Origin of the sequence: Streptomyces sp. VNUA24 (assembly GCF_029167005.1) — a bacterium.
GTDB lineage: Bacteria > Actinomycetota > Actinomycetes > Streptomycetales > Streptomycetaceae > Streptomyces > Streptomyces scabiei.
Genome location: NZ_CP119143.1, coordinates 2,861,621 through 2,884,689 on the forward strand (window position 1 = coordinate 2,861,621; position 23,069 = coordinate 2,884,689).

At 73.1% G+C, this 23,069-nt stretch carries 27 protein-coding genes; 9 read left to right on the forward strand and 18 right to left on the reverse strand.

Features of this window, described 5'->3' with window-relative positions; translation table 11 throughout:
* Positions 1 to 24 precede the first annotated feature (24 nt).
* The gene (locus tag PYR72_RS11945; protein WP_275455313.1) at positions 25 to 798 is read left to right on the forward strand and encodes an MBL fold metallo-hydrolase; all 774 of its coding nucleotides are present in this window, start codon (positions 25 to 27) and stop codon (positions 796 to 798) included.
* Positions 799 to 841: 43 nt separating this feature from the next.
* The gene (locus PYR72_RS11950) at positions 842 to 1,456 is read left to right on the forward strand and encodes a VTT domain-containing protein (protein WP_275455314.1); all 615 of its coding nucleotides are present in this window, start codon (positions 842 to 844) and stop codon (positions 1,454 to 1,456) included.
* Here PYR72_RS11950 and PYR72_RS11955 read toward each other — a convergent pair.
* The 4 genes from PYR72_RS11955 to PYR72_RS11970 form a co-directional block, all read right to left on the reverse strand.
* Positions 1,416 to 2,531 (reverse strand): MBL fold metallo-hydrolase, encoded by a 1,116-nt coding sequence (locus PYR72_RS11955; protein WP_275455315.1) that lies wholly within the window; start codon positions 2,529 to 2,531, stop codon positions 1,416 to 1,418. The two genes, PYR72_RS11950 and PYR72_RS11955, sit on opposite strands and share 41 nt — an antisense overlap.
* Positions 2,532 to 2,574: 43 nt before the next feature.
* Positions 2,575 to 3,792, reverse strand: coding sequence for an aminotransferase class I/II-fold pyridoxal phosphate-dependent enzyme (locus PYR72_RS11960; protein ID WP_275455316.1), 1,218 nt, complete (start codon positions 3,790 to 3,792; stop codon positions 2,575 to 2,577).
* A gap of 133 nt (positions 3,793 to 3,925) precedes the next feature.
* On the reverse strand, positions 3,926 to 4,618 hold the full coding sequence (locus PYR72_RS11965) for a hypothetical protein (protein WP_275455317.1): 693 nt from the start codon (positions 4,616 to 4,618) through the stop codon (positions 3,926 to 3,928).
* A gap of 1,042 nt (positions 4,619 to 5,660) precedes the next feature.
* The gene (locus PYR72_RS11970) at positions 5,661 to 6,449 is read right to left on the reverse strand and encodes an RNA polymerase sigma factor SigF (protein ID WP_275455318.1); all 789 of its coding nucleotides are present in this window, start codon (positions 6,447 to 6,449) and stop codon (positions 5,661 to 5,663) included.
* A gap of 233 nt (positions 6,450 to 6,682) precedes the next feature.
* Between PYR72_RS11970 and PYR72_RS11975 the strand changes: the two genes are divergently transcribed.
* Positions 6,683 to 8,497 carry a thiamine pyrophosphate-requiring protein gene (locus PYR72_RS11975; RefSeq protein WP_275455319.1) on the forward strand — a complete coding sequence of 605 codons (1,815 nt, stop codon included), beginning with the start codon at positions 6,683 to 6,685 and terminating at the stop codon, positions 8,495 to 8,497.
* 21 nt (positions 8,498 to 8,518) lie between these two features.
* Here PYR72_RS11975 and PYR72_RS11980 read toward each other — a convergent pair whose 3' ends face one another.
* Positions 8,519 to 8,650 (reverse strand): hypothetical protein, encoded by a 132-nt coding sequence (locus tag PYR72_RS11980; RefSeq protein WP_275455320.1) that lies wholly within the window; start codon positions 8,648 to 8,650, stop codon positions 8,519 to 8,521.
* A gap of 165 nt (positions 8,651 to 8,815) precedes the next feature.
* Between PYR72_RS11980 and PYR72_RS11985 the strand changes: the two genes are divergently transcribed.
* The 3 genes from PYR72_RS11985 (at position 8,816) to PYR72_RS11995 (ending at position 12,011) form a co-directional block, all read left to right on the forward strand.
* Entirely contained in the window at positions 8,816 to 9,238 is a 423-nt protein-coding gene (locus PYR72_RS11985; RefSeq protein WP_275455321.1) for a DUF2795 domain-containing protein, read from the forward strand.
* A gap of 125 nt (positions 9,239 to 9,363) precedes the next feature.
* On the forward strand, positions 9,364 to 9,909 hold the full coding sequence (locus PYR72_RS11990; RefSeq protein ID WP_275455322.1) for a type 1 glutamine amidotransferase domain-containing protein: 546 nt from the start codon (positions 9,364 to 9,366) through the stop codon (positions 9,907 to 9,909).
* Positions 9,906 to 12,011: a catalase gene (locus tag PYR72_RS11995; protein ID WP_275455323.1), complete on the forward strand. Its 2,106-nt coding sequence runs from the start codon at positions 9,906 to 9,908 to the stop codon at positions 12,009 to 12,011. Before PYR72_RS11990 ends, PYR72_RS11995 begins: the two co-directional genes overlap by 4 nt.
* A 157-nt stretch (positions 12,012 to 12,168) precedes the next feature.
* On the opposite strand, the gene PYR72_RS12000 is transcribed toward PYR72_RS11995, so the two are convergent.
* The 3 genes from PYR72_RS12000 to PYR72_RS12010 form a co-directional block, all read right to left on the reverse strand.
* Positions 12,169 to 12,756, reverse strand: coding sequence for a TIGR03086 family metal-binding protein (locus tag PYR72_RS12000; protein ID WP_275455324.1), 588 nt, complete (start codon positions 12,754 to 12,756; stop codon positions 12,169 to 12,171).
* Positions 12,753 to 12,986, reverse strand: a complete 234-nt coding sequence (locus PYR72_RS12005; RefSeq protein WP_012999581.1) for a DUF6158 family protein — start codon at positions 12,984 to 12,986, stop codon at positions 12,753 to 12,755. Before PYR72_RS12005 ends, PYR72_RS12000 begins: the two co-directional genes overlap by 4 nt.
* A gap of 95 nt (positions 12,987 to 13,081) precedes the next feature.
* Complete coding sequence (locus tag PYR72_RS12010; RefSeq protein WP_275455325.1) at positions 13,082 to 14,701, reverse strand: ATP-binding cassette domain-containing protein; 1,620 nt, start codon at positions 14,699 to 14,701, stop codon at positions 13,082 to 13,084.
* A gap of 171 nt (positions 14,702 to 14,872) precedes the next feature.
* Between PYR72_RS12010 and PYR72_RS12015 the strand changes: the two genes are divergently transcribed.
* The 3 genes from PYR72_RS12015 to PYR72_RS12025 all read left to right on the forward strand — a co-directional run bounded on the left by PYR72_RS12015 (position 14,873) and on the right by PYR72_RS12025 (position 17,527).
* Complete coding sequence (locus tag PYR72_RS12015; RefSeq protein ID WP_275455326.1) at positions 14,873 to 16,366, forward strand: bifunctional phosphatase PAP2/diacylglycerol kinase family protein; 1,494 nt, start codon at positions 14,873 to 14,875, stop codon at positions 16,364 to 16,366.
* 126 nt (positions 16,367 to 16,492) lie between these two features.
* Positions 16,493 to 17,314: a methyltransferase domain-containing protein gene (locus PYR72_RS12020; protein WP_275455327.1), complete on the forward strand. Its 822-nt coding sequence runs from the start codon at positions 16,493 to 16,495 to the stop codon at positions 17,312 to 17,314.
* Positions 17,315 to 17,356: 42 nt separating this feature from the next.
* Positions 17,357 to 17,527: a hypothetical protein gene (locus tag PYR72_RS12025; protein WP_005482372.1), complete on the forward strand. Its 171-nt coding sequence runs from the start codon at positions 17,357 to 17,359 to the stop codon at positions 17,525 to 17,527.
* A 20-nt stretch (positions 17,528 to 17,547) separates the two neighbouring features.
* Here the strand turns inward: PYR72_RS12025 and PYR72_RS12030 are convergent, their stop codons facing one another.
* The 10 genes from PYR72_RS12030 to PYR72_RS12075 form a co-directional block, all read right to left on the reverse strand.
* Positions 17,548 to 17,829, reverse strand: coding sequence for a gas vesicle protein K (locus tag PYR72_RS12030; protein WP_275455328.1), 282 nt, complete (start codon positions 17,827 to 17,829; stop codon positions 17,548 to 17,550).
* Positions 17,826 to 18,014 carry a gas vesicle protein gene (locus PYR72_RS12035; protein ID WP_059082263.1) on the reverse strand — a complete coding sequence of 63 codons (189 nt, stop codon included), beginning with the start codon at positions 18,012 to 18,014 and terminating at the stop codon, positions 17,826 to 17,828. The genes PYR72_RS12030 and PYR72_RS12035 overlap by 4 nt, the downstream gene beginning before the upstream one ends.
* Positions 18,011 to 18,796: a GvpL/GvpF family gas vesicle protein gene (locus PYR72_RS12040; RefSeq protein ID WP_275455329.1), complete on the reverse strand. Its 786-nt coding sequence runs from the start codon at positions 18,794 to 18,796 to the stop codon at positions 18,011 to 18,013. The genes PYR72_RS12035 and PYR72_RS12040 overlap by 4 nt, the downstream gene beginning before the upstream one ends.
* Positions 18,793 to 19,161: a gas vesicle protein gene (locus tag PYR72_RS12045; RefSeq protein WP_012999589.1), complete on the reverse strand. Its 369-nt coding sequence runs from the start codon at positions 19,159 to 19,161 to the stop codon at positions 18,793 to 18,795. Before PYR72_RS12045 ends, PYR72_RS12040 begins: the two co-directional genes overlap by 4 nt.
* Positions 19,158 to 20,369 carry an SRPBCC family protein gene (locus tag PYR72_RS12050; protein ID WP_275455330.1) on the reverse strand — a complete coding sequence of 404 codons (1,212 nt, stop codon included), beginning with the start codon at positions 20,367 to 20,369 and terminating at the stop codon, positions 19,158 to 19,160. The genes PYR72_RS12045 and PYR72_RS12050 overlap by 4 nt, the downstream gene beginning before the upstream one ends.
* The gene (locus PYR72_RS12055; RefSeq protein WP_275455331.1) at positions 20,362 to 21,024 is read right to left on the reverse strand and encodes a DNA primase; all 663 of its coding nucleotides are present in this window, start codon (positions 21,022 to 21,024) and stop codon (positions 20,362 to 20,364) included. The genes PYR72_RS12050 and PYR72_RS12055 overlap by 8 nt, the downstream gene beginning before the upstream one ends.
* Positions 21,021 to 21,284, reverse strand: a complete 264-nt coding sequence (locus PYR72_RS12060) for a gas vesicle protein GvpG (protein ID WP_275455332.1) — start codon at positions 21,282 to 21,284, stop codon at positions 21,021 to 21,023. The genes PYR72_RS12055 and PYR72_RS12060 overlap by 4 nt, the downstream gene beginning before the upstream one ends.
* Before the next feature lie 66 nt (positions 21,285 to 21,350).
* On the reverse strand, positions 21,351 to 22,100 hold the full coding sequence (locus PYR72_RS12065; protein WP_275455333.1) for a GvpL/GvpF family gas vesicle protein: 750 nt from the start codon (positions 22,098 to 22,100) through the stop codon (positions 21,351 to 21,353).
* Positions 22,097 to 22,522, reverse strand: coding sequence for a gas vesicle structural protein GvpA (locus PYR72_RS12070; protein WP_059082269.1), 426 nt, complete (start codon positions 22,520 to 22,522; stop codon positions 22,097 to 22,099). Before PYR72_RS12070 ends, PYR72_RS12065 begins: the two co-directional genes overlap by 4 nt.
* A 59-nt stretch (positions 22,523 to 22,581) precedes the next feature.
* Positions 22,582 to 22,992 (reverse strand): gas vesicle protein, encoded by a 411-nt coding sequence (locus tag PYR72_RS12075; protein ID WP_275455334.1) that lies wholly within the window; start codon positions 22,990 to 22,992, stop codon positions 22,582 to 22,584.
* Positions 22,993 to 23,069: the final 77 nt, after the last annotated feature.

Consider the following 23,069-nt stretch of genomic DNA (forward strand, 5'->3'; position numbering starts at 1 on the left):
AGTAGCGCGAAGGAGGCGAACGGAGTGCCGGTGGAGATCACCTGGTGGGGCCATGCGACCTGCACCGTGGAGGATTCGGGCACGAGAGTGCTCACCGACCCCCTGTTCGCGCGCCGGCTCGCGCATCTGCGCAGGCGCCGGGGTGCGCCACCCCCGGCGGCGGCCGCGGTCGCGGACGTCGCGCTGGTGTCGCATCTGCACGCCGACCATCTGCACGTTCCCTCGCTGTCCCGACTCGCCCCGGGCACCCGGGTGGTGCTGCCCAAGGGCGCGTCGCGCCAGGTGCCGGGGCTGCGCAGGCTGGCGCATCTGCGCCTGTGCGAGGTGGCGGCCGGGGACGAGCTGAACGTCGGTGACCTGGTCGTCCGTGCCGTGCCCGCCCGGCACGACGGGCGGCGGCTGCCGGTCGGGCCGCACCGTTCGCCGGCGCTCGGTTTCGTCGTCGAGGGCGACGCGCGGACGTACTTCGCCGGGGACACCGGGCTGTTCCGGGAGATGGCCGAGGAGGTCGGGCCCGTCGACGTGGCACTGTTGCCGGTCGGCGGCTGGGGGCCGTATCTCGGCGAGGGCCATCTGGACGCGGGGCGCGCGGCCCAGGCGCTTGCGCTGCTCGCGCCCCGGAGCGCGGTTCCCGTGCACTACGGCACGTACTGGCCGATCGGAATGGACGCCGTGCGCCCCCATGAATTCCATGCCCCCGGTGAGGAGTTCGTCCGGCTCGCCGCCGCACACGCTCCCGGTGTGGCGGTGCACCGGCTGGAACACGGGGAGAGTGTTCGCCCGGGGGTGGCGCGATGAGACACCGGCCGACGGGGGCCGCACGGCTCGTGGAGGAGGCCCGGTGATACTGCTGGCCACCGTGAACACGCCCGGGTCGTACGCCTCCACCCAGCAGGCGATCGGCTATCCGACGCTGTTCCTGCTGGTGCTGGTCGGAGCGCTGGTGCCGGTGGTGCCGACCGGGGCGCTGGTCAGTTCGGCGGCGGTGGTGGCGTTCCATCAGGAGGCGCCGTTCTCGCTGCTGCTGGTGTTCGTGGTGGCGTCGGTCGCCGCGTTCCTCGGCGACATCGCGCTGTACTGGCTGGGGCGGCGCGGCATGGGCTCGAAGAATGGCTCGCGCTGGCTGGAGGCGATCCGCCGGCGGGCGCCCGAGGACCGGCTGGCGCAGGCGCAGGCGAAGCTGGACGACCACGGGGTGGCCGTGCTGGTGCTGTCCCGGCTGATGCCGGCGGGCCGTATCCCGGTGATGCTGGCCTGTCTGCTGGCGAAGATGCCGCTGCGGCGGTTCGCGCGGGGGAACCTGCCGGCCTGCCTGGCGTGGGCCGTGACCTACCAGTTGATCGGCATCCTGGGCGGGTCGCTGTTCAAGGAGCCCTGGGAGGGCGTGCTGGCGGCGGTGGTGCTGACGTTGCTGCTCAGCGTGGCACCGGGGATGTGGCGGCGGCTGGTCCGCTGACCGGTCCGCCGGGTCGGTCGAGGACCCGGGAGGCGCCGATCGGCAGGTCCCAGAGGTCCTCCCGGGGCAGGCCCGCCGCCCGCCACGCCGCCCGCACCCGCGTCAGGGGTTCCAGGACCGGTTCCGCGGACAGGACGAACGTGGCCCAGTGCATGGGGGCCATGCGCCGGGCGCCCAGGTCCTGGAAGGCGCGGACGGCCTCCTCCGGGTCGCAGTGGACGTCGCTGAGCCACCAGCGGGGGTCGTAGGCGCCGATCGGCAGCAGGGCGAGGTCGATACCGGGATAGCGGCGGCCGATGAGGGAGAACCAGTGGCCGTAGCCGGTGTCGCCGGCGAAGTAGAGGCGCCTGCCGTCCGGGGCCGTGAGGACCCAGCCGCCCCACAGCGACCGGCAGGTGTCGGTGAGGGTGCGCTTGGACCAGTGGTGGGCCGGTACGAAGTCGAGGCGGACGCCGTGCAGTTCGGCCGCCTCCCACCAGTCCAGCTCGGTGACCCGGCCGAACCCGCGCCGCCGGAACCAGCGGCCGAGCCCGGCGGGCACGAAGACCGGTGTGTCGCGCGGGAGCCGGGCCAGGGTGGGGGCGTCGAGGTGGTCGTAGTGGTTGTGGCTGATGACGACGGCGTCCACCCGGGGCAGTGCGTCCCAGTCGAGGCCGACAGGGGTGATCCGGGCCGGGGTGCCGAGGATCCGGCGCGACCAGACGGGGTCGGTGAGGACGGTGAGCCCGCCGATCCGCACCACCCAACTCGCGTGCCCGGCCCAGGAGACGGCGACGGTACGCGCGTCGACCCGGGGCAGCGGGCCGGGCTCGTACGGCAGTCGCGGGATGCCGACGAGGCCCTCGGGGCCGGGGCGGACCGAGCCCTCGCGGGCGAACCGGGCGAGGGCCTTCAGCCCGGGCAGGGGTGTGGTCAGCCGGTCGGCGAAGGAACGGGGCCAGTGGCGCCGCTCGCCGAGCGGGCGGGGCTCGGCGAGCGGCGGGGGCGAGAGGGGGCGGGCGGAGGTCGGCTCGCTCCGCGTCCCGGACGGGGAGGAGAGGGGGGAAGAGGTGGTCGACTCGGACTGCTGCGTCATCGAGGAGGCTCCCGTCGCCGAGCGTCGTCACGAAGAAGGGACGTCATCGAAGGCTCTCCAGAGCCGCTCCGAAGACTGTCAACGCACGTTCCACATGCGGGAGTTCCAAGGGGTCGGAGGCGGCGAGGACCCCGGCGCGCTCCCCCTCGGTGCCGCCGAGGAACGCGGCGGTGGACAGCCGGACGCGCAGCGCCCCGAGATCGTCCCCGAACCGGTGGCCGCCCGGCGCGGGCATCCCGAGCCGGGCGCCGAGGAAGTCCTCCGCCTCCTGGGCGTCGCCGACGCCGTGCGCGGCGAGCGAGGACCGCAGGGGGGCGAGGTCGGCGTACAGATGGCGTCCGGCGCGCGGCGGCAGGGCGAGCGCCCCGGCGGCCACGACGGCCCGGTGCGCGGCGGCGGCGAGGCGCGCGTGCAGGCGTACGGCGGCGGTGAGCCGCTCGGTGACGGGGGCGGGCTCGGCCAGGGCGTACGCGGCGGCCGCGGCGACCGGGGTGGCGACCCGGGCGCCCAGCGCGGTGAGCACGTCCAGGACGCGGTCGCGCAGCCCCGCCCCCTCCCCGTTCGCGGGGAACCGGGCGACCGCGGCGGGCCAGCCCGGCGGCAGGAAGGGTCCGGCGAGGTCGGTGACGACGGTGACCCGGTCGGGCAGCATCTCGGCGGGGCTGAGGAGCACGGTGTCGTGGGGATCGTGCACGGTGTCGCGCCAGGTCTCGTCGCTGACCAGGTGCAGCCCCTCCCCCACCGCCGCCTCCATGGTCTCGTGCACCAGTTCGGGCGGGGCGACGGTGGCGGTCGGGTCGTCGGCGACGCACAGCACGAGCAGCCGGGGGTCACCGCCCTCGGCCCGGATCCTGCGCACGGTCTCCAGCAGCGCGTACGGGTCCGGCACGCCTCCGCATTCGGCGGGGGTGGCCACCGGGAAGACGGACCGGCCGAGCGCCCGTGCCTGCGGCTCCCACCAGGCGGCGCACGGCCGGGGAAGCAGGACGTCGCCGCCGATCGCGGCGGTCAGCGCGAGGAGCAGGGCGGGTGCGCCGGGGGCGGCGGCGGTCCGCTCCGGGGTGGTGGGCAGTCCGCGGCGGTCCCAGTAGCCGCAGGCGGCCTCCAGCAGGGCGGCGTCGCCTCCGGGCGGCACGGCGCGGGGATCGCTCGCCGCGGCGGAGAGCACGGCGGCCAGTTCGGGGAGTACGGGCAGGCCCTGGGCGGGGAGGGGCGGGCCGTAGCGGACCGGGCCGTGCCCCTCCGGTTCCGTGCCCCGCATGGATGCCTCCGCGCAGTCGTGGTGCGTCGTGCCGCACGCGTCGCCGTCGTGCCGGGAACGGCGCCGTACGCGCCCTCGGCTGGTCAGTACCCAGGCTCACGCGCCCCATGGGCGCCCGTACGCGTCGCGCCGGTCACACGGGCGGCGTCCCCCGGTCGCGGCGGCGCAGCCGGTGGACGGCCGCGCCCAGTGCCCCCACGACGAGCAGGCCGCCCGCCGCCAGGGCCGGAACGGAGTCGGTGAAGGCACCGCCGCCGCCCGCGTGGACGCCCCGCTGGACGGGAGCGGAGGGGTGGTCGGTGGGGTGGCCGGGCCGGTGGGACGGCTGATGCGGGTCCTTCGTGGGCTGGTGCGTCGGCGGGTGGCTGGGGTACCGCTCCAGGTCCTGGAGCGGGGCGTCGCCGCCGGCTGTGACGTCGAAGGTGGCGCTCCACTGTCTGCCCTCGCCGCCCGGGGCCGCCGGGCAGACGCCGTCGACACCCCACTCGGTGGCGGAGTTCGCCGCGTCGGCGCCGGTCTCGAAGTCGGCGGCCGGCGCGATCTTGGCGGTGCCCTGGTAGGAGGGGCCGCCCGCGGAGTCGTCGTTGCCAGGGAGCCGCTGCAGCGTGACGGTGCCCTGTTCGAAGGCCTGGGAGCTGGCGTCGATGGTCTCGGGGGCGGGGCCGCCGGTCGGGTCGCAGGAGACGGAGAACGTGAGCGTGCCGCCCGGTGCCACGGAGTGCGGGTTCACCTCGGCCGCGGGATCGGCGAAGGAGGGCGGGGCGGCGGCGCCCAGGACGGCACCGATCAGGGCGGTGGCGGACAGGACACGGGCTCTGCGGCGCATGGGTGGGGCTCCTTCGGCCGGCTCCGGCGGGCAGGGCACGACCGCCGTGCCCCGCGTCCATCAGAGCGCCGCGCCCGGCGGGGCGCGCGCGGCCGGGCACCATTCGCGGGACACGAGCCGCCGAGTGGGTGACGCCGCGCTCCGCACCGGGCCGACAGGCGGCCACGCCGGCCCGGGGCCCCGGCCGAGGACAGGCAGGCAGGCAGGCAGGCAGGTGAGCCCGGGGGCCGCGGCCGAGGACAGGCAGGCAGGTGAGCCCGGGGGCTGCGGCCGAGGACAGGCAGGCACCCCGCCGGCACCCTCGGACGAGCAGATGCCCGGCCACGGGCCTGGACACAGGACAGGCAACCCGGGCACAGCCCCTGGGACAAGCAGGAGCCCAGCCGCGGGCCTGGACACAGGACAGGCAACCCGGGCACAGCCCCTGGGACAAGCAGGAGCCCAGCCGCGGGCCTGGAGACAGGACAACGCCCCGTCCACCCCGCAGGAGGTGCAGGCGCCCCGTTCACCCCGCAGGGGGAGCAGGCGCCCCGTCCACCCCGCGGGACGAGCAGACGCCCCGGCCCGCCGGGGCGCAAGACAAGCAGGGGCCCCGGCCGCAGGCCCGGGAACAGGGCAGGCGCCCCGCCCGCGTGCCTCTGGAAAAGGACACACACCCCGGCCACAGCCCGCGGGACAAGCAGGAGCCCCGGCTGCCGGCCGGCAAGACAAGCAGGGACTCTGGCCGCACACCCGGGAACAGGGCAGAGGCCCGGCCACCCCCCGGGGGGGCCGGCAGTCGCCCCGCCCGCGCGCCTCGAAGCAGGACAGGAGCCCCGGCCAGGACTCCCCGGCGCACGAACGACGGACCCGGCACAACGCCGGCCCTCCGGCCGCCCCGTGGACGCCGGAATCCCGCGCCCGGTTCAGCCGAAACGAGACGGCGCGCCCCCTTCTGGCATGCCCCGCCCCCCGCACCACCACGTGGGCGGCCGACCGGTTCACGGTCGGCCGCCCACGTGGGAGCCCGAGGCAGGGGGTGGCGCAGCAGCACCCCGAGCCGCTAGGAGGCGTCCCGCATCACCTGGTCGCGGAGCCGGTCGCAGCACCGGCTGATCAGCCGCGACACATGCATCTGCGAGATCCCCAACTCGTCGGCGATCTTGCTCTGGGTCATGTCACCGAAGAACCGCATGTACAGGATGGCCCGCTCCCGCTCCGGAAGCGCCGCCAGCCGCGGCTTGACGGCCTCCCGGTCCACCACGGTGTCCAGCGCGGGGTCGGCGGACCCCAGCGCGTCGCTGAGCGAGTAGCCGTCCTCGCTCCCCGGCAGCTCCGCGTCCAGCGAGAGCGCCGTGAAGCTCTCCAGGGCCTCGAGCCCGACCTGGACGTCCTCCTCGCTCATGCGCGCGTGCTCGGCGATCTCCGCCACGGTGGGCCGGCGCCCGGAGATGGTCTGGGACAGGTCCTGGGTGGCGAACCGCACGCGGTTGCGCAGGTCCTGGACCCGGCGCGGCACGTGCAGGGTCCACATGTGGTCCCGGAAGTGCCGCTTGATCTCACCGGTGATGGTGGGCACCGCATAGCTCTCGAAGGCGTTGCCGAGTTCGGGGTCGTAGCGGTCGACGGCCTTGACCAGGCCGAGCGACGCGACCTGCCGGAGGTCCTCGTAGCTCTCGCCGCGGCTGCGGAACCGTCCCGCGAGCCGTTCGGCCATGGGGAGCCACGCCTCGATGATCCGGTCACGCAGCGTGTCACGCTGCTGACCGGGCGGAAGGGCGGCCAGGGTGCGGAAGTCCTCGGCCGTGTCGGGGGCGTCGTCGTGGGGGTGGTGCTTCGCCTGGGTACGCATGGTGCGTCGCAACTCCCTGGGTGGTGCTTCTGGGATGGACGGTCACCGTGGGGGCGCGGACGTGACAGGAAATGACACACCCGTGAGGGGAATCGCCTCTTCCACGGACGTGCCTCCTGTCCGAAGCACTAGTTATGCGCCTCCCCCGGATCATGCGGGCCAAACACATACGGGGTTTTTCATTCCACCGGGGGGTCACTCGCCGGGGAGATCACACCCCTGGAGGTTCCAGTATGAGCACCACGGTCGCCGATCACATCTTGCGGAGGCTGCGCGCCTGGGGAGTCGAACAGGTATTCGGCTACCCGGGCGACGGCATCAACGGGCTGCTCGCGGCCTGGGGGCGGGCCGAGGACCGGCCCCGCTTCATCCAGTCGCGGCACGAGGAGATGTCCGCGTTCCAGGCCGTCGGGTACGCGAAGTTCTCCGGCCGCCTCGGAGTGTGCGCGGCGACCTCGGGCCCCGGCGCGATCCACCTGCTCAACGGCCTGTACGACGCCAAGCTGGACCATGTGCCCGTGGTCGCGATCGTCGGCCAGACGCACCGCAGCGCGATGGGCGGCTCGTACCAGCAGGAGGTGGACCTGCACACCCTGTTCAAGGACGTGGCCTCGGACTTCGTCGAGACGGTGACCGTGCCCGAGCAGCTGCCGAACGTCCTCGACCGGGCGATCCGCACGGCGTACGCCCGTCGCGCGCCGACGGCCGTCATCGTCCCCGGGGACGTGCAGGAGCTGGAGTACGCACCGCCCACCCACGAGTTCAAGATGGTCCCCTCCAGCCTGGACCGCGGCTCCTGGACGGCGGTGCCCTCCCGGGAGTCGGTCGAGCGGGCCGCCGAGATCCTGAACGCCGGGGACAAGGTCGCGATCCTCATCGGGCAGGGCGCCGCCGGGGCCCGCGCCGAGGTCGCGCGGATCGCCGAACTGCTCGGCGCGGGCGTCGCAAAGGCCCTCCTCGGCAAGGACGCGCTGAGCGACGAACTGCCGTACGTCACCGGCTCGATCGGCCTGCTGGGCACCCGCCCCTCGTACGAGCTGATGCGTGACTGCGACACGCTGCTGACCATCGGCTCCTCGTTCCCCTACTCGCAGTTCCTGCCGGACTTCGGCAAGGCGCGGGCCGTGCAGATCGACATCGACCCGCACATGGTCGGGATGCGCTATCCGTACGAGGTGAACCTGGTCGGGGACGCGAAGGCGACGCTGGAGCGGCTGATCCCGCTGATCGATCCGGAGCGCGGCCGGGAGTGGTTCGACGAGGTGTGCGCGGGCGTGGCGCGCTGGCGCGAGGTGACGGCGCGCCGGGCGGAGCTGTCGGCCGACCCCGTCAACCCGGAGCTGGTGGCGCACACCCTCGACGCGCTGCTGCCGCCCGACGCGATCATCTCCTCGGACTCCGGTTCGACGGCGAACTGGTACGCCCGGCACATCACCATGCGGGACGGCATGCGCGGTTCGCTGTCGGGCACGCTGGCGACGATGGGCTGCGGGGTGCCGTACGCGATCGGCGCGAAGTTCGCGCACCCGGACCGGCCGGCGATCGCCCTGGTCGGGGACGGCGCGATGCAGATGAACGGCATGGCCGAGCTGATCACGGCGGCCAAGTACCAGGACCGCTGGGAGGATCCGCGGCTGGTGGTGGGCGTCTGGAACAACCACGACCTGAACCAGGTGACGTGGGAGCTGCGGGCGATGGGCGGCGAACCGTCGTTCCTGCCCTCGCAGGAGCTGCCGGACGTGCAGTACGCCGCGTTCGCGCGTTCGCTGGGGCTGACCGGCATCCGGGTGGAGAAGCCCGAGGACGTGGAGGCGGGCTGGCGCGCGGCCCTGGCGGCGGACGGTCCTGCGGTGGTCGAGTTCGTCACCGACCCTGCGGTGCCGCCGATCCCGCCGCACGCCACCTGGGAGCAGATGGAGGCCACGGCCGCCTCGCTCCTCAAGGGCGACGCCGACCGGGCTGCCGTGGTCAAGCAGGGCTTCAAGGCCAAGCTGCAGGAGTTCCTGCCCGGCAACCAGGCCAGGGACCGGGGCGGCAAGGAGGCGTGACCGGGAGGGGGCCGTCGCCGTTCAGCGGACCGGCACGGCCGGCTCCGGCCGGTCGGCCGGCTCGGCGGGGGGCAGCAGCAGCTCCTCGTAGCGGCCCAGCGCCAGGACGACGCCGAGCATGAGCAGGGGAATGAGCACGACGACAGCCACCATGAGTCCGGTCCTTCCCCGGGAAACGCGCGATGGGGGGGGGCGTCTCGCCGGGTCTCCGCCGCGCGGCGGGACAAACCCGGGCGGCGCGAGGAACCGGACGCGGTGCGTCCGTGTCGCCGTGCGGCGTTCGGGTACGCGGGGGCCACCGACGATCCAAGGGGAGTCATGCAGCGAGGCAGCAACCGGCTGAGCGCCCACCGCGACGACGAGATGAAGCAGGAACTCCAGGGACTGCTCCGTTCCGGGCATCCCACACGGACGGAGGAGTGGCACGACCCGGAGCCCTACGCCGAGGACGACCCGGAGGTCGCGTACGGGCCGGTGACGCCCGGCCGCGCCCCCTCGCGAGTGGCGGCACTGCAACTGGAGCTGGCCCGGGTCCTGGGCCGTACGTCCTTCCCCGCGGGCCCTCGGGAGCTGATCGGGACCCTGCGGGACCGGCACGCCCCGGACGCGCTCGTGGAGCCCTTGGAGCGGCTGCCGCGGACCGCGCGCTACGACTCGGCACACGCGCTCGCACAGGCGGTGGCCGACACCGCGGACGCCGCGCGGAACGGCACGGAATCAGCGCCCGGGCAGGACACATAGGCCCCCTGCTCGCGGGTACTGCGGGCAGGGCCACGCCGACGCGGACGTCCCTCCGCAGTCGGGGCGGGGGTCGCGGCGGTCCGTCCGAGCGGCACGACACCACACGACGAGAGGACCGAGGACTCATGCGTATCGCATTCCTGACCGCACCCGAGGGTGTCGAGCAGATCGAGCTGACCGAACCGTGGCAGGCGGCGAAGGACGCCGGGCACGAGCCCGTCCTGGTGTCGACGGAGTCCGGGGAGGTGCAGGGCTTCGACCATCTCGACAAGGCGGACACGTTCCCGGTGGACGCCGTGGTGGGCGAGGTCGCGGCCGACTCGTTCGACGCGCTGGTCCTGCCCGGCGGCGTGGCCAATCCGGACGCCCTGCGCATGGACGAGCGAGCCGTCTCCTTCGTGCGGGAGTTCTTCGAGCGGGGCCGTCCGGTCGCGGCGATCTGTCACGCGCCGTGGACGCTGGTCGAGGCGGACGTGGTCCGGGGCCGGGTCCTGACCTCGTGGCCGAGCCTGCGGACGGACATCCGCAACGCGGGCGGCACCTGGGTCGACGAGCAGGTGCGCGTCTGCGACCACGGCCCGGCCAAGCTCGTCACCAGCCGGAGGCCGGACGACCTCAAGGCGTTCTGCGCGGCGTTCCTCGACGTGTTCGCCCAGGAGGCCGCCCGATGACCTCCCCCATGGACCGCAAGCGGGAACAGCGCGAGGCCGCCCACCCGGACGACCCGGCGTCGGGTCCCCTCACCACCGACCAGGGCGTGACGGTCGACCACACCGACGACTCCCTGACCGTCGGCGAGCGCGGGCCGACCCTGATGGAGGACTTCCACTTCCGGGAGAAGCTCACCCACTTCGACCACGAGCGGATACCGGAGCGGGTGGTCCACGCCCGGGGCGCGGGCGCGTACGGCTACTTCGAACCGTACGAGTCCTGCGCGGAGTTCACCCGTGCCGCGTTCCTCCAGGACCCCTCGGTCCGCACCCCGGTCTTCGTACGGTTCTCGACCGTGCAGGGGCCGCGCGGCTCGGCGGACACGGTACGGGACGTGCGCGGTTTCGCGACCAAGTTCTATACGTCGGAGGGCAATTACGACCTGGTCGGGAACAACTTCCCGGTCTTCTTCATCCAGGACGGCATCAAGTTCCCCGACTTCGTGCACGCGGTGAAGCCGGAGCCGCACAACGACATCCCGACGGGTGCCTCGGCCCACGACACGCTCTGGGACTTCGTGTCGCTCCAGCCGGAGACCCTGCACGCGATCATGTGGCTGATGTCCGACCGGGCGATCCCGCGCAGCTACCGCATGATGCAGGGCTTCGGCGTGCACACCTTCCGTTTCGTGACCGCCGACGGGCGGGGCACGTTCGTGAAGTTCCACTGGAAGCCGAAGCTGGGCACGCACTCGCTGGTGTGGGACGAGGCGCAGGAGTGCCAGGGCCGGGACCCGGACTTCAACCGCCGGGACCTGTGGGACGCGATCGAGGCCGGCGAGTACCCGGAATGGGAGCTGGGGGTCCAACTCGTGCCGGAGGAGGACGAGTTCGCCTTCGACTTCGATCTGCTCGACGCCACGAAGGTCATCCCGGAGGAGCAGGTGCCGGTGCGGCCGATCGGCCGCATGGTCCTGGACCGCAACCCCGAGAACTTCTTCGCCGAGACCGAGCAGGTGGCCTTCCACACCGCCAACGTCGTGCCGGGCATCGACTTCACCAACGACCCGCTCCTCCAGGCCCGCAACTTCTCCTACCTGGACACCCAGTTGATCCGCCTGGGCGGTCCGAACTTCTCCCAGCTGCCGGTGAACCGCCCGGTGGCGCCGGTGCGCACCAACCAGCGCGACGGCTACCACCAGTCGGCGATCCATCGCGGCACGAACTACTTCCCGAACTCCCTCGGCGGGGGCTGCCCGGCCCACGCGGGCGTCGACCCGCACGCCTACACGCACCTCGCCGAGCGCGTCGACGGTGCCAAGATCCGCCGCCGCAGCGAGAGTTTCAAGGACCACCACAGCCAGGCCGCCCTGTTCTGGAACAGCATGGCGCCCTGGGAGAAGCAGCACATCGTCGCCGCCTTCCGCTTCGAACTCGGCAAGGTGGGAGCCCTGGCCGTCCGGGCCCGTACGGTGGAGCAACTGGTCAAGGTGGACCCGGAGCTGGCGGCCGAGGTGGCGAAGGGCATCGGGGTGCCCGTCCCGGCGGACGCCGGGCCGGGGGCGTACAAGCTCAGCTCTCCGGCTCTCAGCCTGGAGGCGCAGCGCGGCCCCGGTTCCATCCGCACCCGCCGGATCGCGGTACTGGTCTCCGACGGGGTGGACGCCGAGCAGGTGACCGGTGTGCGGGAGGCGCTGGCGGCCGAGGGCGCGATCGTGGAGGCCCTCGCGGCCCGGGACGGCACCGTACGGGGCGCGGACGGCGCGGAGTACACCGTGGACCGGGCCCTGCCGACGGTGGCGTCCGTCCTGTACGACGCGGTGTTCCTGCCCGGCGGCCCGGTCGGCACCCCGTCCCAGGCCGCCGACCCCGACGCGATGCGCTTCGTCCGCGACGCCTACCGGCACGGCAAGCCGATCGGCGCCCTGGGGTCCGGCGTCGGGGTCGTCGCCGCCCTCCGTCCGGAGGGTGTCCGGCTCTCGTCCGAGTTCCACCATGTGGTGGCGGACCGGGGCGTGGTGACGGACACGGCCCAGGGCACCGCGAGCGAGGACTTCACCGGTCGGTTCGTGGCGGCGATAGCGGCCCACCGCCACTGGGACCGCCCGCCGACCCACTGCTGACGACGGCGGGGAAGGGCCGGGTCGCCCCGAGGGGGCGGATCCGGCCCTTCAGGGGCGCGGGGAACTACGCGATCTTCCACGACGCGCCCGCACCCCACGACGCACCTACCGGCCCCGACTTCTGAACGGCCCCTTGGTCCCGCGTACCGAACGGCCGTCAGGGCCGCCGCCCGAGCAGACACAACAACCTGGTCTGCGCGTCCGCCCGCGCCGGCGGAGCCACCGGCGCCGCGAACAGCCCGCTCTTCTCCAGGTCACCGGCGTACGGAGCGATCTCGTCGACCGCGAACCGCACCAACTCCCCCGGCAGCCGCTCGTCCGCCCCGATCGCCCGGGACAGGTCCCACGCGTGCACGACGAGATCGGCGACCATCTGCGCGCAGTACGCGGTCGCCCGAGTGTCGCCGTAGGACAGGTGGACCGTGCGCTCCAGCGCGCCGGGGGCCGACAACGCCTCCCGCGCGGAGTGCGCGGCGGTGTCCCAGGAGGCCGCCGGGTCGGTGCCCAGCAGGTCCCCCTCGAAGGTGTCGCCGACCTCCTCGATCATGCAGCCGTCCCGTACCAGCGAGGGCACCCACAGCTGCTCGGAGACGAGGTGGTTGACGAGGTCGCGGACCGACCACTCGGCGCAGGGCGTGTCCGCGCCCCACTGGTCGTCGCGGACGGCGTGGACCCGCGCGCCGAAGAGGTCCTGCGCCTGCGTGTGCCGGGCCAGCAGCGCACGCGCGGTCGTGTCGGGCGTCATGGTCCCGCCGGTCCTCGATCCCGTGCGCCGTCGCGGGTACGGCCCCGCACGACCGGCCGGCGCGGGTGGCGTCGCAGGTACTCGCCCTCCAGGAGCGCCATCCGCTCGTTGTGGGTGCGCAGCGCCTCGGTCGACCCGTGCAGCAGGGTGTCGTGACGTGTGCGGTGGATCGACTCCAGCTCCTTCATCAGCTGCTGGTCGTCGAGCTGGTCCGGGTGCACTCCGGTCATGGTGGTACCCCGATCTCGGTGGTCCTCCCTCCACTGTACGAAGGTCCGGGTTCCCGGGCCCCCGCGCGGACGGGGGCCGAGGACGGGCCGGGGCCTCAGCGGGCGCGCTCGACGCGCCGCTCGTCCCACACGGGCTCCGGGGTCTCCCGTACGTGGCCGTCGGAACCGAAGACCAGATAGCGGTCGAACGAACGAGCGAACCAGCGATCGTGGGTGACCGCGAGGACGGTGCCCTCGAAAGCCTCCAGACCCTCCTGCAGGGCCTCCGCCGACTCCAGGTCGAGGTTGTCGGTGGGCTCGTCGAGGAGGAGGGCGGTGACGCCCTGCAGCTCCAGGAGGAGGATCTGGAAGCGGGCCTGCTGGCCGCCGGAGAGCCGGTCGAAGGACTGCTCGGCCTGTCCGGTCAGTTCGTAGCGCCGCAGCCGGGACATGGCCGCGCCCCGGTCCTGGGCGTGTTCCTTCCACAGGATGTCGAGCAGCGGGCGTCCCATCAGCTCCGGATGGGCGTGCGTCTGCGCGAAGTGCCCCGCCACGACCCGGGCACCGAGCTTCCACCGCCCCGTGTGGGCCACGTCGCCGCCGGCGAGCAGCCGCAGGAAGTGGGACTTGCCCGAGCCGTTGGAGCCGAGCACGGCGACCCGTTCGCCGTAGAAGACCTCCAGGTCGAAGGGTTTCATCAGCCCGGTCAGCTCAAGGGCCTCGCAGGTGACGGCCCGCACGCCGGTGCGGCCGCCCTTGAGCCGCATCGTGATGTCCTGCTCGCGCGGCGGCTCCGGGGGCGGCCCGGCCTCCTCGTACTTGCGCAGGCGGGTCTGGGCCGCCCGGTAGCGCGAGGCCATGTCCGGGCTGTTCTCCGCGATCTGGCGCAGTGTCGCCACCAGCTTCTTCAGCTGGGCGTGCTTCTCGTCCCAGCGCCTGCGCAGCTCCTCGAAGCGCTCGAACCGCCGCGACCGCGCCTCGTGGTAGGTGGCGAACCCGCCGCCGTGCACCCAGGCGTCCGCGCCCGCCGGTCCCGGTTCCACGCTGACGATCTTCTCGGCGGAGCGCGCCAGCAGCTCCCGGTCGTGCGAGACGAACAGGACGGTCTTGCGGGTCTCCTTCAGCCGCTCCTCCAACCAGCGCTTGCCGGGCACGTCGAGGTAGTTGTCGGGCTCGTCGAGCAGGAGCACCTGGTCGGTGCCGCGCAGCAGCGCCTCCAGCACGAGCCGCTTCTGCTCACCGCCGGAGAGCGTGCGCACCTGCCGCCACTGCGCCTTCTCGTACGGCACCCCGAGCGCGGCCGTGGTGCAGATGTCCCACAGCGTCTCGGCCTCGTAGCCGCGCGCCTCGGCCCAGTCGGAGAGGGCCTGCGCGTACCGCATCTGGGCCGCCTCGTCGTCCACGGTCATGATCCCGTGCTCGGCGGCGTCGACCGCCTTCGCGGCCTCCCTGATCCTCGGCTGCGCCACCGACACCAGCAGGTCCCGCACGGTCGACTCGTCCCGTACGGACCCCACGAACTGCCGCATCACCCCGAGCCCCCCGGACACGGTCACCGAACCGCCGTGCGGTTTCAACTCCCCCGAGATCAGCCGCAGCAGGGTGGTCTTGCCGGCGCCGTTGGGCCCGACGAGGGCGACGACGGCCCCCTCCCCCACCCGAAAGGACACGTCCCCGAGCAGAGCCCTCCCGTCCGGCAGGTAGTACTCCAGATGAGCGGCTTCGAGATGTCCCATGGGGCGCATTGTCCGAGGCGGGGGAACGAGCGGGCAAATCCATTTCCCGGGCATCCATGATCCGGGCACCCGTTCCCACGGCGCCGCGGGGCGCCGGCCGGTCGCCCGCGCCCCGCCGCCGATCGCGACCCCGCCCGACACGCTCCGGGCCGCATGGGGTACCCGTGGACCATGACCCCAGACGTCGACCTCACCGTCCGCCCCCCGGGCCACCACATCCTCCGGGACCGTTTCCTCGCCGCGGACAGCCGCCTGTTCGACGCGGTGGCGACCCGCGACTGGCCGGGCGCGCACCCCCTCCTGCCGAAGCTGAGCCGCGCCGCGAACCACGGGGTGCTGTGGTTCGCGACGGCGGCGGCGATCGCGGCGACCCGCAGTCCGCGCGCCCGCAGGGCCGCCGTCCGGGGCGTGGCCTCGCTGGCCCTCGCCTCGGCGACGATCAACACGCTCGGCAAGCGGACCGTGCGGCGCCCCCGCCCGGTGCTGGACAACGTCCCGGCGGCCCGGCATCTGAAGCGGCAGCCGATCACCACGTCCTTCCCCTCGGGCCACTCCGCCTCGGCGGCCGCCTTCGCGGCCGGCGTCGCCCTGGAGTCGCGCGGCTGGGGCGCGGCGGTGGCGCCGCTGGCGACGGCCGTGGCGCTGTCGCGCGTGTACACGGGCGTGCACTTCCCGAGCGACGTCCTGGTGGGCGCCGCGCTGGGCGTGGGCGCCGCCTACGCCGTACGGGGTCTGGTGCCGACCCGCGACCAGCTCCCGCCGCCCGGCCGTCCGTACGTGGACGCGCCCGCGCTGGCGGACGGGGACGGCCTGGTCGTGGTCGCCAACCGCGCCTCGGGGACGTCGGACCGGGTGCGGGCCCTGCGGGACGTGCTCCCGGGCGCCGAGACCGTGGAGTGCGCGCCGCAGGACGTGCGGGCCGAGCTGGAGAAGGCCGCCGCGCACGCGCGCGTGCTGGGGGTGTGCGGCGGTGACGGCACGGTGAACGCCGCCGCCGAGGTGGCCCTGCGCCACGGCCTCCCCCTCGCCGTGCTCCCGGGCGGCACGCTCAACCACTTCGCGTCCGACCTGGGTGTGGAGGACGTGCGCGACCTGGGCCGCGCGGTGCGCCACGGCGAGGCCGTCCGGGTGGACCTCGGGCACTTCAGGAGCGGTGACACGGAGGGCCACTTCGTCAACACGTTCAGCCTGGGCGTGTACCCCGAGCTGGTGCGGGAGCGCGAGCGCTGGGAGAAGGCGGTCGGCGGCTGGCCGGCGGGGGTGATCGCCGCCCTGCGGGTCCTGCGGGCCGACCGTCATCCGCTCCAGGCCACCTTCGAGGGCAGGCCGCGCCCGATCTGGCTGCTGTTCGCGGGCAACGGCACCTACCACCGACTCGGCCTCGCCCCGGCCCGGCGTTTCGACCTGGCCGACGGGCTGCTGGACGTCCGGGTCGTGCACGGCGGCCGGCGCCCGGCGCTGCGGCTGCTGGCGGCGGCCCTCGCCGGCCCGCTGACCCGCACCCCGGCGCACGCGGCGGTCCGCGTACGACGGCTGCGGGTGGAGGGCATCGCGCCGGGGACCCTCCTCGCGTACGACGGCGAAGTCGCCGAGGCGCACGGGGACCTGACGCTCCGCAAGCTCCCGGAGGCGCTGACGGTCTACCGGCCGGTACCGATGCACTGAGCGAGCCCCCGGCGCACACCCCGGCGCGTCCACCATTCAAGACGGCGGTCTCATCATTCGGCATGGTCGCGTACGGTTCGAGGACGCACTCACGGACCGCACGGACCTCGTGGAAGGGGAACGGCCATGCCGAAGGCACGGGAGACCGCCGTCTACACGCACGGACACCATGAGTCGGTACTGCGCTCGCACACCTGGCGCACGGCCGCCAACTCGGCGGCCTATCTCCTCGGTTCGCTGAAGCCGGACATGACCGTCCTGGACATCGGCTGCGGTCCGGGCACCATCACCGCGGACCTGGCCGCCCTGGTCCCGGACGGTCATGTCACCGGCGCGGACCAGGCGCCCGGCATCCTGGAGCAGGCCCGCGCCACGGCCGCCGGACGCGGCCTGGACAACGTGGACTTCGCGGTCGCGGACGTCCACGCCCTGGACTTCCCCGACGGCACCTTCGACGTGGTGCACGCCCACCAGGTGCTCCAGCACGTCGGCGATCCGGTGCAGGCGCTGCGCGAGATGGTCCGGGTGACCAGGCCGGGCGGCCTGATCGCCGTCCGCGACTCCGACTACGCGGCGATGACCTGGTTCCCCGAGTCCCCGGGCATGGACGACTGGCTGGAGCTGTACCGCCGGGTGGCCCGGGCCAACGGCGGCGAGCCCGACGCGGGACGCCGGCTGAAGTCCTGGGCGCTGCGCGCCGGGCTCACCGACATCACGGCCGGCTCCGCCACCTGGACCTACGCGACGGCGGAGGAACGGGCCTGGTGGAGCGGGCTGTGGGCGGACCGGACGGTCGCCTCCGCATACGCCGAACGGGCGACGCGGGGCGGTCACGCCACACGGGAGCGGCTCCGGGAGATCGAGGCGGCCTGGCGGGAGTGGGGGCGGCAGGAGGACGGCTGGTTCGCCGTACTGCACGGAGAAATTCTCTGCCGCAAACCGGCCTGAAACATCACATCACGGAAACCCGGACCAGCAGGAGGTTCGGTCATGGTTCCCATCCTGCTGGTCCTGCTCCTGGTGCTGATTCTCTTCGGCGCCGGGTTCGCGGTCGAAGTTCTCTGGTACGTGGCACTGGTCGTCCTGGTGCTGTGGCTCCTCGGCTTCCTGGTGCGCGGCACGTCCGCCTCCGGAGGAAGGGGACGCTGGTACAGGTGGTGAAGGCGCCGGTGACGGTGGGTTCACTCACGCGGCAGCAGCGGTCCCAGCGGCCCGAGGTCCAGATTGAGATCCTCGGGCCGCAGGCCGTAGCGCTCGCGCAGCTCGGTCATCCGGTCGTCGAGCAGCATCAGGGTGAGCCCGATGCGCTCCTCCTGGTCCTCCGACAGCTCCCCGGTGTCGAACCGGCGCAGCGCCTGCCGCTCCATGAGTTGACGGAGCAGCTCGACGACGGTCAGGACCAGCTTGACCAGGTCCCTCTCCACCGTGTCGGGCTCCAGTTCGACGCGGTTGCGACGGGTCACTCGACGCCTCCCCAGGGTGCGGGAACCTGTTCGTTCACGGAGCTGATCAGCGCGTTCAGGTCGATGCGGACGAGATCGACGTCCGCGATGCGCAGGGTGAGGTCGCCGGTGATCACGACCCCGCCCGCGAGCAGCCGGTCGAGGAGGTCCACCAGGGCCACCTCACGGCGTTCGATCACGGTCACGGGCCGCCCTCCCCGTCCTCCTGGCCGGTGTCGCCCTCTCCGCTGAAGGAGTAGGCCGCCCACGGGCCGGTGAGTTCCACCCGCAGCCCCGGTTCCTCGCCCTTGGTGCGGTCCACCAGTTCCACGAACTCCTCGGAACGGGCCCGTGGCACCAGGTAGGCCGCGTTCAGCACGTTGCGTCCCGGGGCGCCGGAGAGCGCGGAGTTCTGCGGGGCGTGCAGCCGGGTGTCCTCGGCGAACTCCGCGAGGGTGCCGTGCAGCGTGCGCGCGAACCGGTCGGCGGTCTCCCACATCTCCTCGTGGGCCCGGTGGCTGCGCCGCCGCTGCCGCAGGTAGTCGCGCCCGCTGGAGACCTTCGCGGGCTCCTGGGGCCGCTCGCGCTCCTCGGACTCCGCGTACACCTTGACGCCCCACTCCACGCGGCCCGCCAGCCGGTCCAGGGTGCGCCGGAAGCCCTCCTCGCGGGCCTCCAGCATCACCCGGACCCCGCTGTCGTCGCGGAAGACGGTGCCGAGGCGCAGCGGCAGGGGCGTGGTGACCACGGTGAGGGCGTCGATGACGCTCTGGTGGGCACGGGCGGTAGCGGTCAGCCAGTCCAGGTCCTCCAGATGGGCGCGCAGCGGCTGCTCCGCGAAGTCGCTCTCGGGCACCTCGCTGACGACGGCGATCAGGTCGTGGTGGCGCAGTTGCCGGGGCGGCGCTCCCGCGACCCCGGTGAGCTGGGACTGGAGCGCCGCGTCGAAGGGGCGGCAGACGGCGTACACGTAACGCAGTCCGGTCATGTGGGCTCCTCTCTGGCGCGGCCGCTCTCGACGGCCGGCTCGGGCTCCCGCCGGTACCCGCCCTCGTCCAGCTCGGCGAGCCGGGCACGCAGCTCGGCGTTCTCCCGGGAGAGCTCGTCGCGGCGGGCGTGGGACGACAGCGCCGGGTCGGTCTCCCACCAGTCGATCCCCATCTCCTTGGCCTTGTCCACGGAGGCGACGATCAGGCGCAGCTTGATGGTGAGCAGTTCGATGTCGAGCAGGTTGATCCGGATGTCACCCGCGATCACCAGACCTTTGTCGAGTACACGCTCCAGGATGTCGGCCAGATTGGCACTCCCGCCGCTCTGGCCGTACGGCTCGGGAACCCGGCTGGGGAAGGTCATCGACGGCCCCTGCCCGCGGCGGCCGGTTCCTCGTCCTCATCCTCGTACGGTTCCTCCTCGATGTCCTCCCCGGCGTCGTCCTCGGCCTCGGGGACGTCCTCGTACTCGTCCTCGGGGACCTCCTCGGCGTCCTCCGGCTCGTCGGCCTCGTCCTCCTCGTCGTACTCCGCGGTCTCGTCGCCCTCGTCCGCCTCGTCGACGTCGCGGGGCTCGTCCTCGTCGTCCTCCGGCTCGTCGTCGGCGTACTCGGCCTCGGGTTCGTCGTCCTCCGAAGCCTCGTCCTCCTGCCGCCCGTCCTGGTCCTCCTGCTCGTCCCGCTCCTCTTCGGCGAGGGCGTCCTCGTGGCTGACGACGACCTCGCCGTCGCGGATCTCGCCGCGCCAGCCGTCCTCGGCCTCACCCCGGAGGGTGATGAAGCGGGCGAAGTTCTTGAGGTCGAGCCGGGCCCGGCGGCCCTGGGCGCGCCAGATGTTGCCGGTCTTCTCGAACAGGCCCTTCGGGTAGTACTCCAGGACCAGCAGGACCCGGGTGAGGCTGTCCCCGAGCGAGTGGAAGGTGACGGCTCCCTTCGTGGTGCCCTTGGCACCCTCCGACGTCCAGGTGATCCGCTGGTCGGGCACCTGTTCGGTGGTGTGGGCCTTCCAGCTCCGGCTGGACCAGAAGATCTTCATCTGCCAATCGGAATGCGTGTCGTCGGCCTGGTTGGCGCTCTTGACGCCCTTGGCGAAGGTGCTGAAGCTCTGGAACTGGGTCCACTGGTCGTAGGCGGTGCGCACCGGCACCCCGACGTCTATGGACTCGATGATCACCGTGGGCTTGTTGCCCGAGCCGCCCTTGCGCTTGCCCGAACCGCCGAGGTTCTTGAGCGCGCCGAGCACGTTGTCCTTGGCGCGGCCCGCGCCCACCTCCAGTGCGGTGCGCAGCGGCCCCTTGCCCTCGGCGAGCTTGCGCCCGCCGTCGAGGGCGAGCTGGGCGAAGCCGGGGCTGTTGCCCTCCGCGATGTCGTTGAGCCTGCCCGTGGTCTCGCCGAGCTTGCGCCCGGCGCCGACCAGCATCCGCTGGACCTGGGCGGCCAGGTACTCCCGGGCCTCCTCCTTGAGGCGGTCGACCGCCTCACCGTGGATCACGTCGCCGAGCGGATTGCCCGTCGCCGCGTCCTTCGCACGATCTGTCGCACGTCCGTTCGATGCGCCGAGGGTCTCAGTCATCGTCGCCGCCTCCCCTCGTGGCCCGCGTGCCGGTGGCCTTGCGCGCGGTCTTCTTCGCCGGAGCCCTGCCGGGCGCCGTCTTCTTCGCCGCCGTCCTCTTGCTCGCGGTCTTGCGCGCCGGAGCGGCGGCCTTCTTCGCGGGGGCCGACTTCTTCGCGGCCGGCTTCCCCTCGGCCCCGGACTGCGACTTCTTCGCCGGGCGCCTGCGTGCGGGCTTCTCCTCGGGCTCCTCGTCCTCGTCCTCGTCCCGGGCGCCGGAGGACGCGTCCCGTTCGTCCTCGTCCTCGTACTCGTCGTCGTCGCGGTCCTTCCCGCCGCGTCCCGTCACGTCCGGAGCCACACCGGCGAGCTGGTCGCGCACCTGCGAGGTACGTCCGTGCAGCCGGTCGGCGAGCCCTTCGATCTGCCGCTCGACCAGTGCTCCGGTGGCGGCCTTGCCGACCCCGCGCAGGTCGCCGCGGAGCTGGTCCCCGATCTCCTTGAACTGCGGGTTGTTCAGCAGCTGCTGGGACACCAGGTCCGCGAGCGCCCGCGGGCTCAGCTGCATCCGCTTGCCGGCCACCATCGTGCCGACGGCGAACGCGAGTTTCATCTTCTTCGTACGTCCGAGGACGTACCCGGCCCCTACGGCGAGGCCAAGCCCGATTCGATTCATTGTGTCGTCCCGTTGCCGGTTCCTGTGTTCCTCTGTGCGCTGATCTCCAGCCGGTCCAGCAGTTCGTCCTCCAGACGGTCGAACTCCTCCTCGCCGATCTCGCCCGCCTCCAGCCGCTGCTCCAGGCGGGCGAGTTCGGCTCGGACGGCCGCCGGGTCGTAGTACTGGCGCTCGGCCTCGGTGAGCACCTGTCGCACTGTCCAGAGGCTGCCGCGTACCGGGGCGAACGGCAGCAGCAGCACCTCGGTGATCAGTCCCATGCACTCGCCTCCTCAGCCGGGGAACGCCGTGCTCCGGCGCGCCGTGGACCTGTGCGGAACGCCTCGTCAGTGCGCGGCCCCGGCGGGCTGCGCGGGCCCCGGTTCGACGAAGCTGTACGGCGGCAGCGGCCCGTTCACGCGCACCTCCAGGTGCGGATGGCTCTTGCGGACCTCCTCCACGGCGTCGACGAACCCCGCGGCCGCGTCCCGGGCCACGAGGAACGACAGGTTGGCCAGCCAGCCGGTGGATTCCGGCCCCGCGCTGACGTCGTCCGCGGCCGACTCCAGCGCCCGCCGCAGCTGCGCCGCGTCCTCGGCCTCGCGGGCCTGCACCGCGGCGACGACCATCTCGCCGAGCCGCAGCCGGTCCTCGTAACTTCCGCCGCCCGCCTGCCGGTTGGCCTCGGTCATGGCGCGCAGCTCGGGGTTCTCACCCATCACGCGGTGCAGCACGGCCTCTTCGTCGTGGCTGGCCTTCACGTTGTACTCGACCTTGCCGTCGAGGGCGCCGAGCCGTTCCCGGTAGTGCTTGGCGCGTTCGGCGAGGACGGCGGTGACGGACGCGTCGTCCGGTGCGACACTGCCGAACCGCATGGGCAGCAGAGAGCCGCCCGCACCCGCCTCGCTCAGGACGTTCTGGTGGGCGAGCAGGTCCTTGCGCTTGGGGCGCAGTCCCTCGGGAGCCTCGCTGACGATCGCCGCGAGGTCGCCCTCCGTGAGGACACGCACCGGGCGCGGGGGGTCGCCCACGCCGCCCATGCCCTCGGGGAGGGCGGGATGTGAGCCGGCGGTGATGCCGTAGACGTACGTGCTCACTCCTGCTCCTCCTTCTTGCGCGCGCTCGTGGTCCTCCGGGCCCGCGGGCGCGACTCGGACTGGCTCTCCTCACGGGACTGCTTGAACGCGTCGGAGATCGTCTCGGCGGCGCCGGACAGCGCGCCCTTGGACTTGCCGCGCGCGCCGGACTCGGTGATCTCACCGACGAGGTCCGGCAGGCCGGGGTCCTTGCGCGGTCCGGCTTCCAGGTCGAGCCGGTTGCACGCCTCGGCGAAGCGCAGATAGGTGTCGACGCTGGCGACGACGACCCGGACGTCGATCTTCAGGATCTCGATGCCGACCAGGGAGACTCGTATGAAGGCGTCGATGACGAGCCCCCTGTCGAGAATGAGTTCCAGGACGTCGTAGAGGCCGCTGCTGCCGCCTCCGCCGCCGGACTGCTGTGCCGGTACTACGGTCATGCCGGCCGATCCTCCTTGACTGTGGATCTTGTCGGGAAATGTCTTTGCGGGACCACGGCCTACCGACGGTGCGGATCGGCCCTCCCGCGCTCGTAGCGGCGGACGCGCCGGTAGCCGGTCAGCTCGCCCCGGGGGTCGAGCTCCACGCGATAGCTCGCGAGCAGGCTCATCGTGTCGGGGACCCTGGCGATCTCCAGGACCTCGACCTCCAGCGTCCAGCCGCTCTCGGTCTGCTCGAACGACGACACGGACTCGGGCGCCATGCCGGTCAGCTCCGCGAGCTGGGTCCGTGCATGACGCAGCACCTGCATGGGGCCGGGCCGCTCGTCCGCCGGTTCGCCGGCGCCGTCCGGCTCCCGCTCCTCCGCCGGCTCCCGCTCCGCTTCCGCTTCGTCGGGTGCGCCGGGCTCATCGGGTTCTCGGGATTTACGTGAACTCTGTGATTTTGCTGTGTTGGATGTGTTCGACATGGCCACCTCGAACACCGAGTGGCCCCACGTCCGTTGGCCAAACCTCCCCCGCCCGGAGCGCGTCCTCGCCGCCGGTC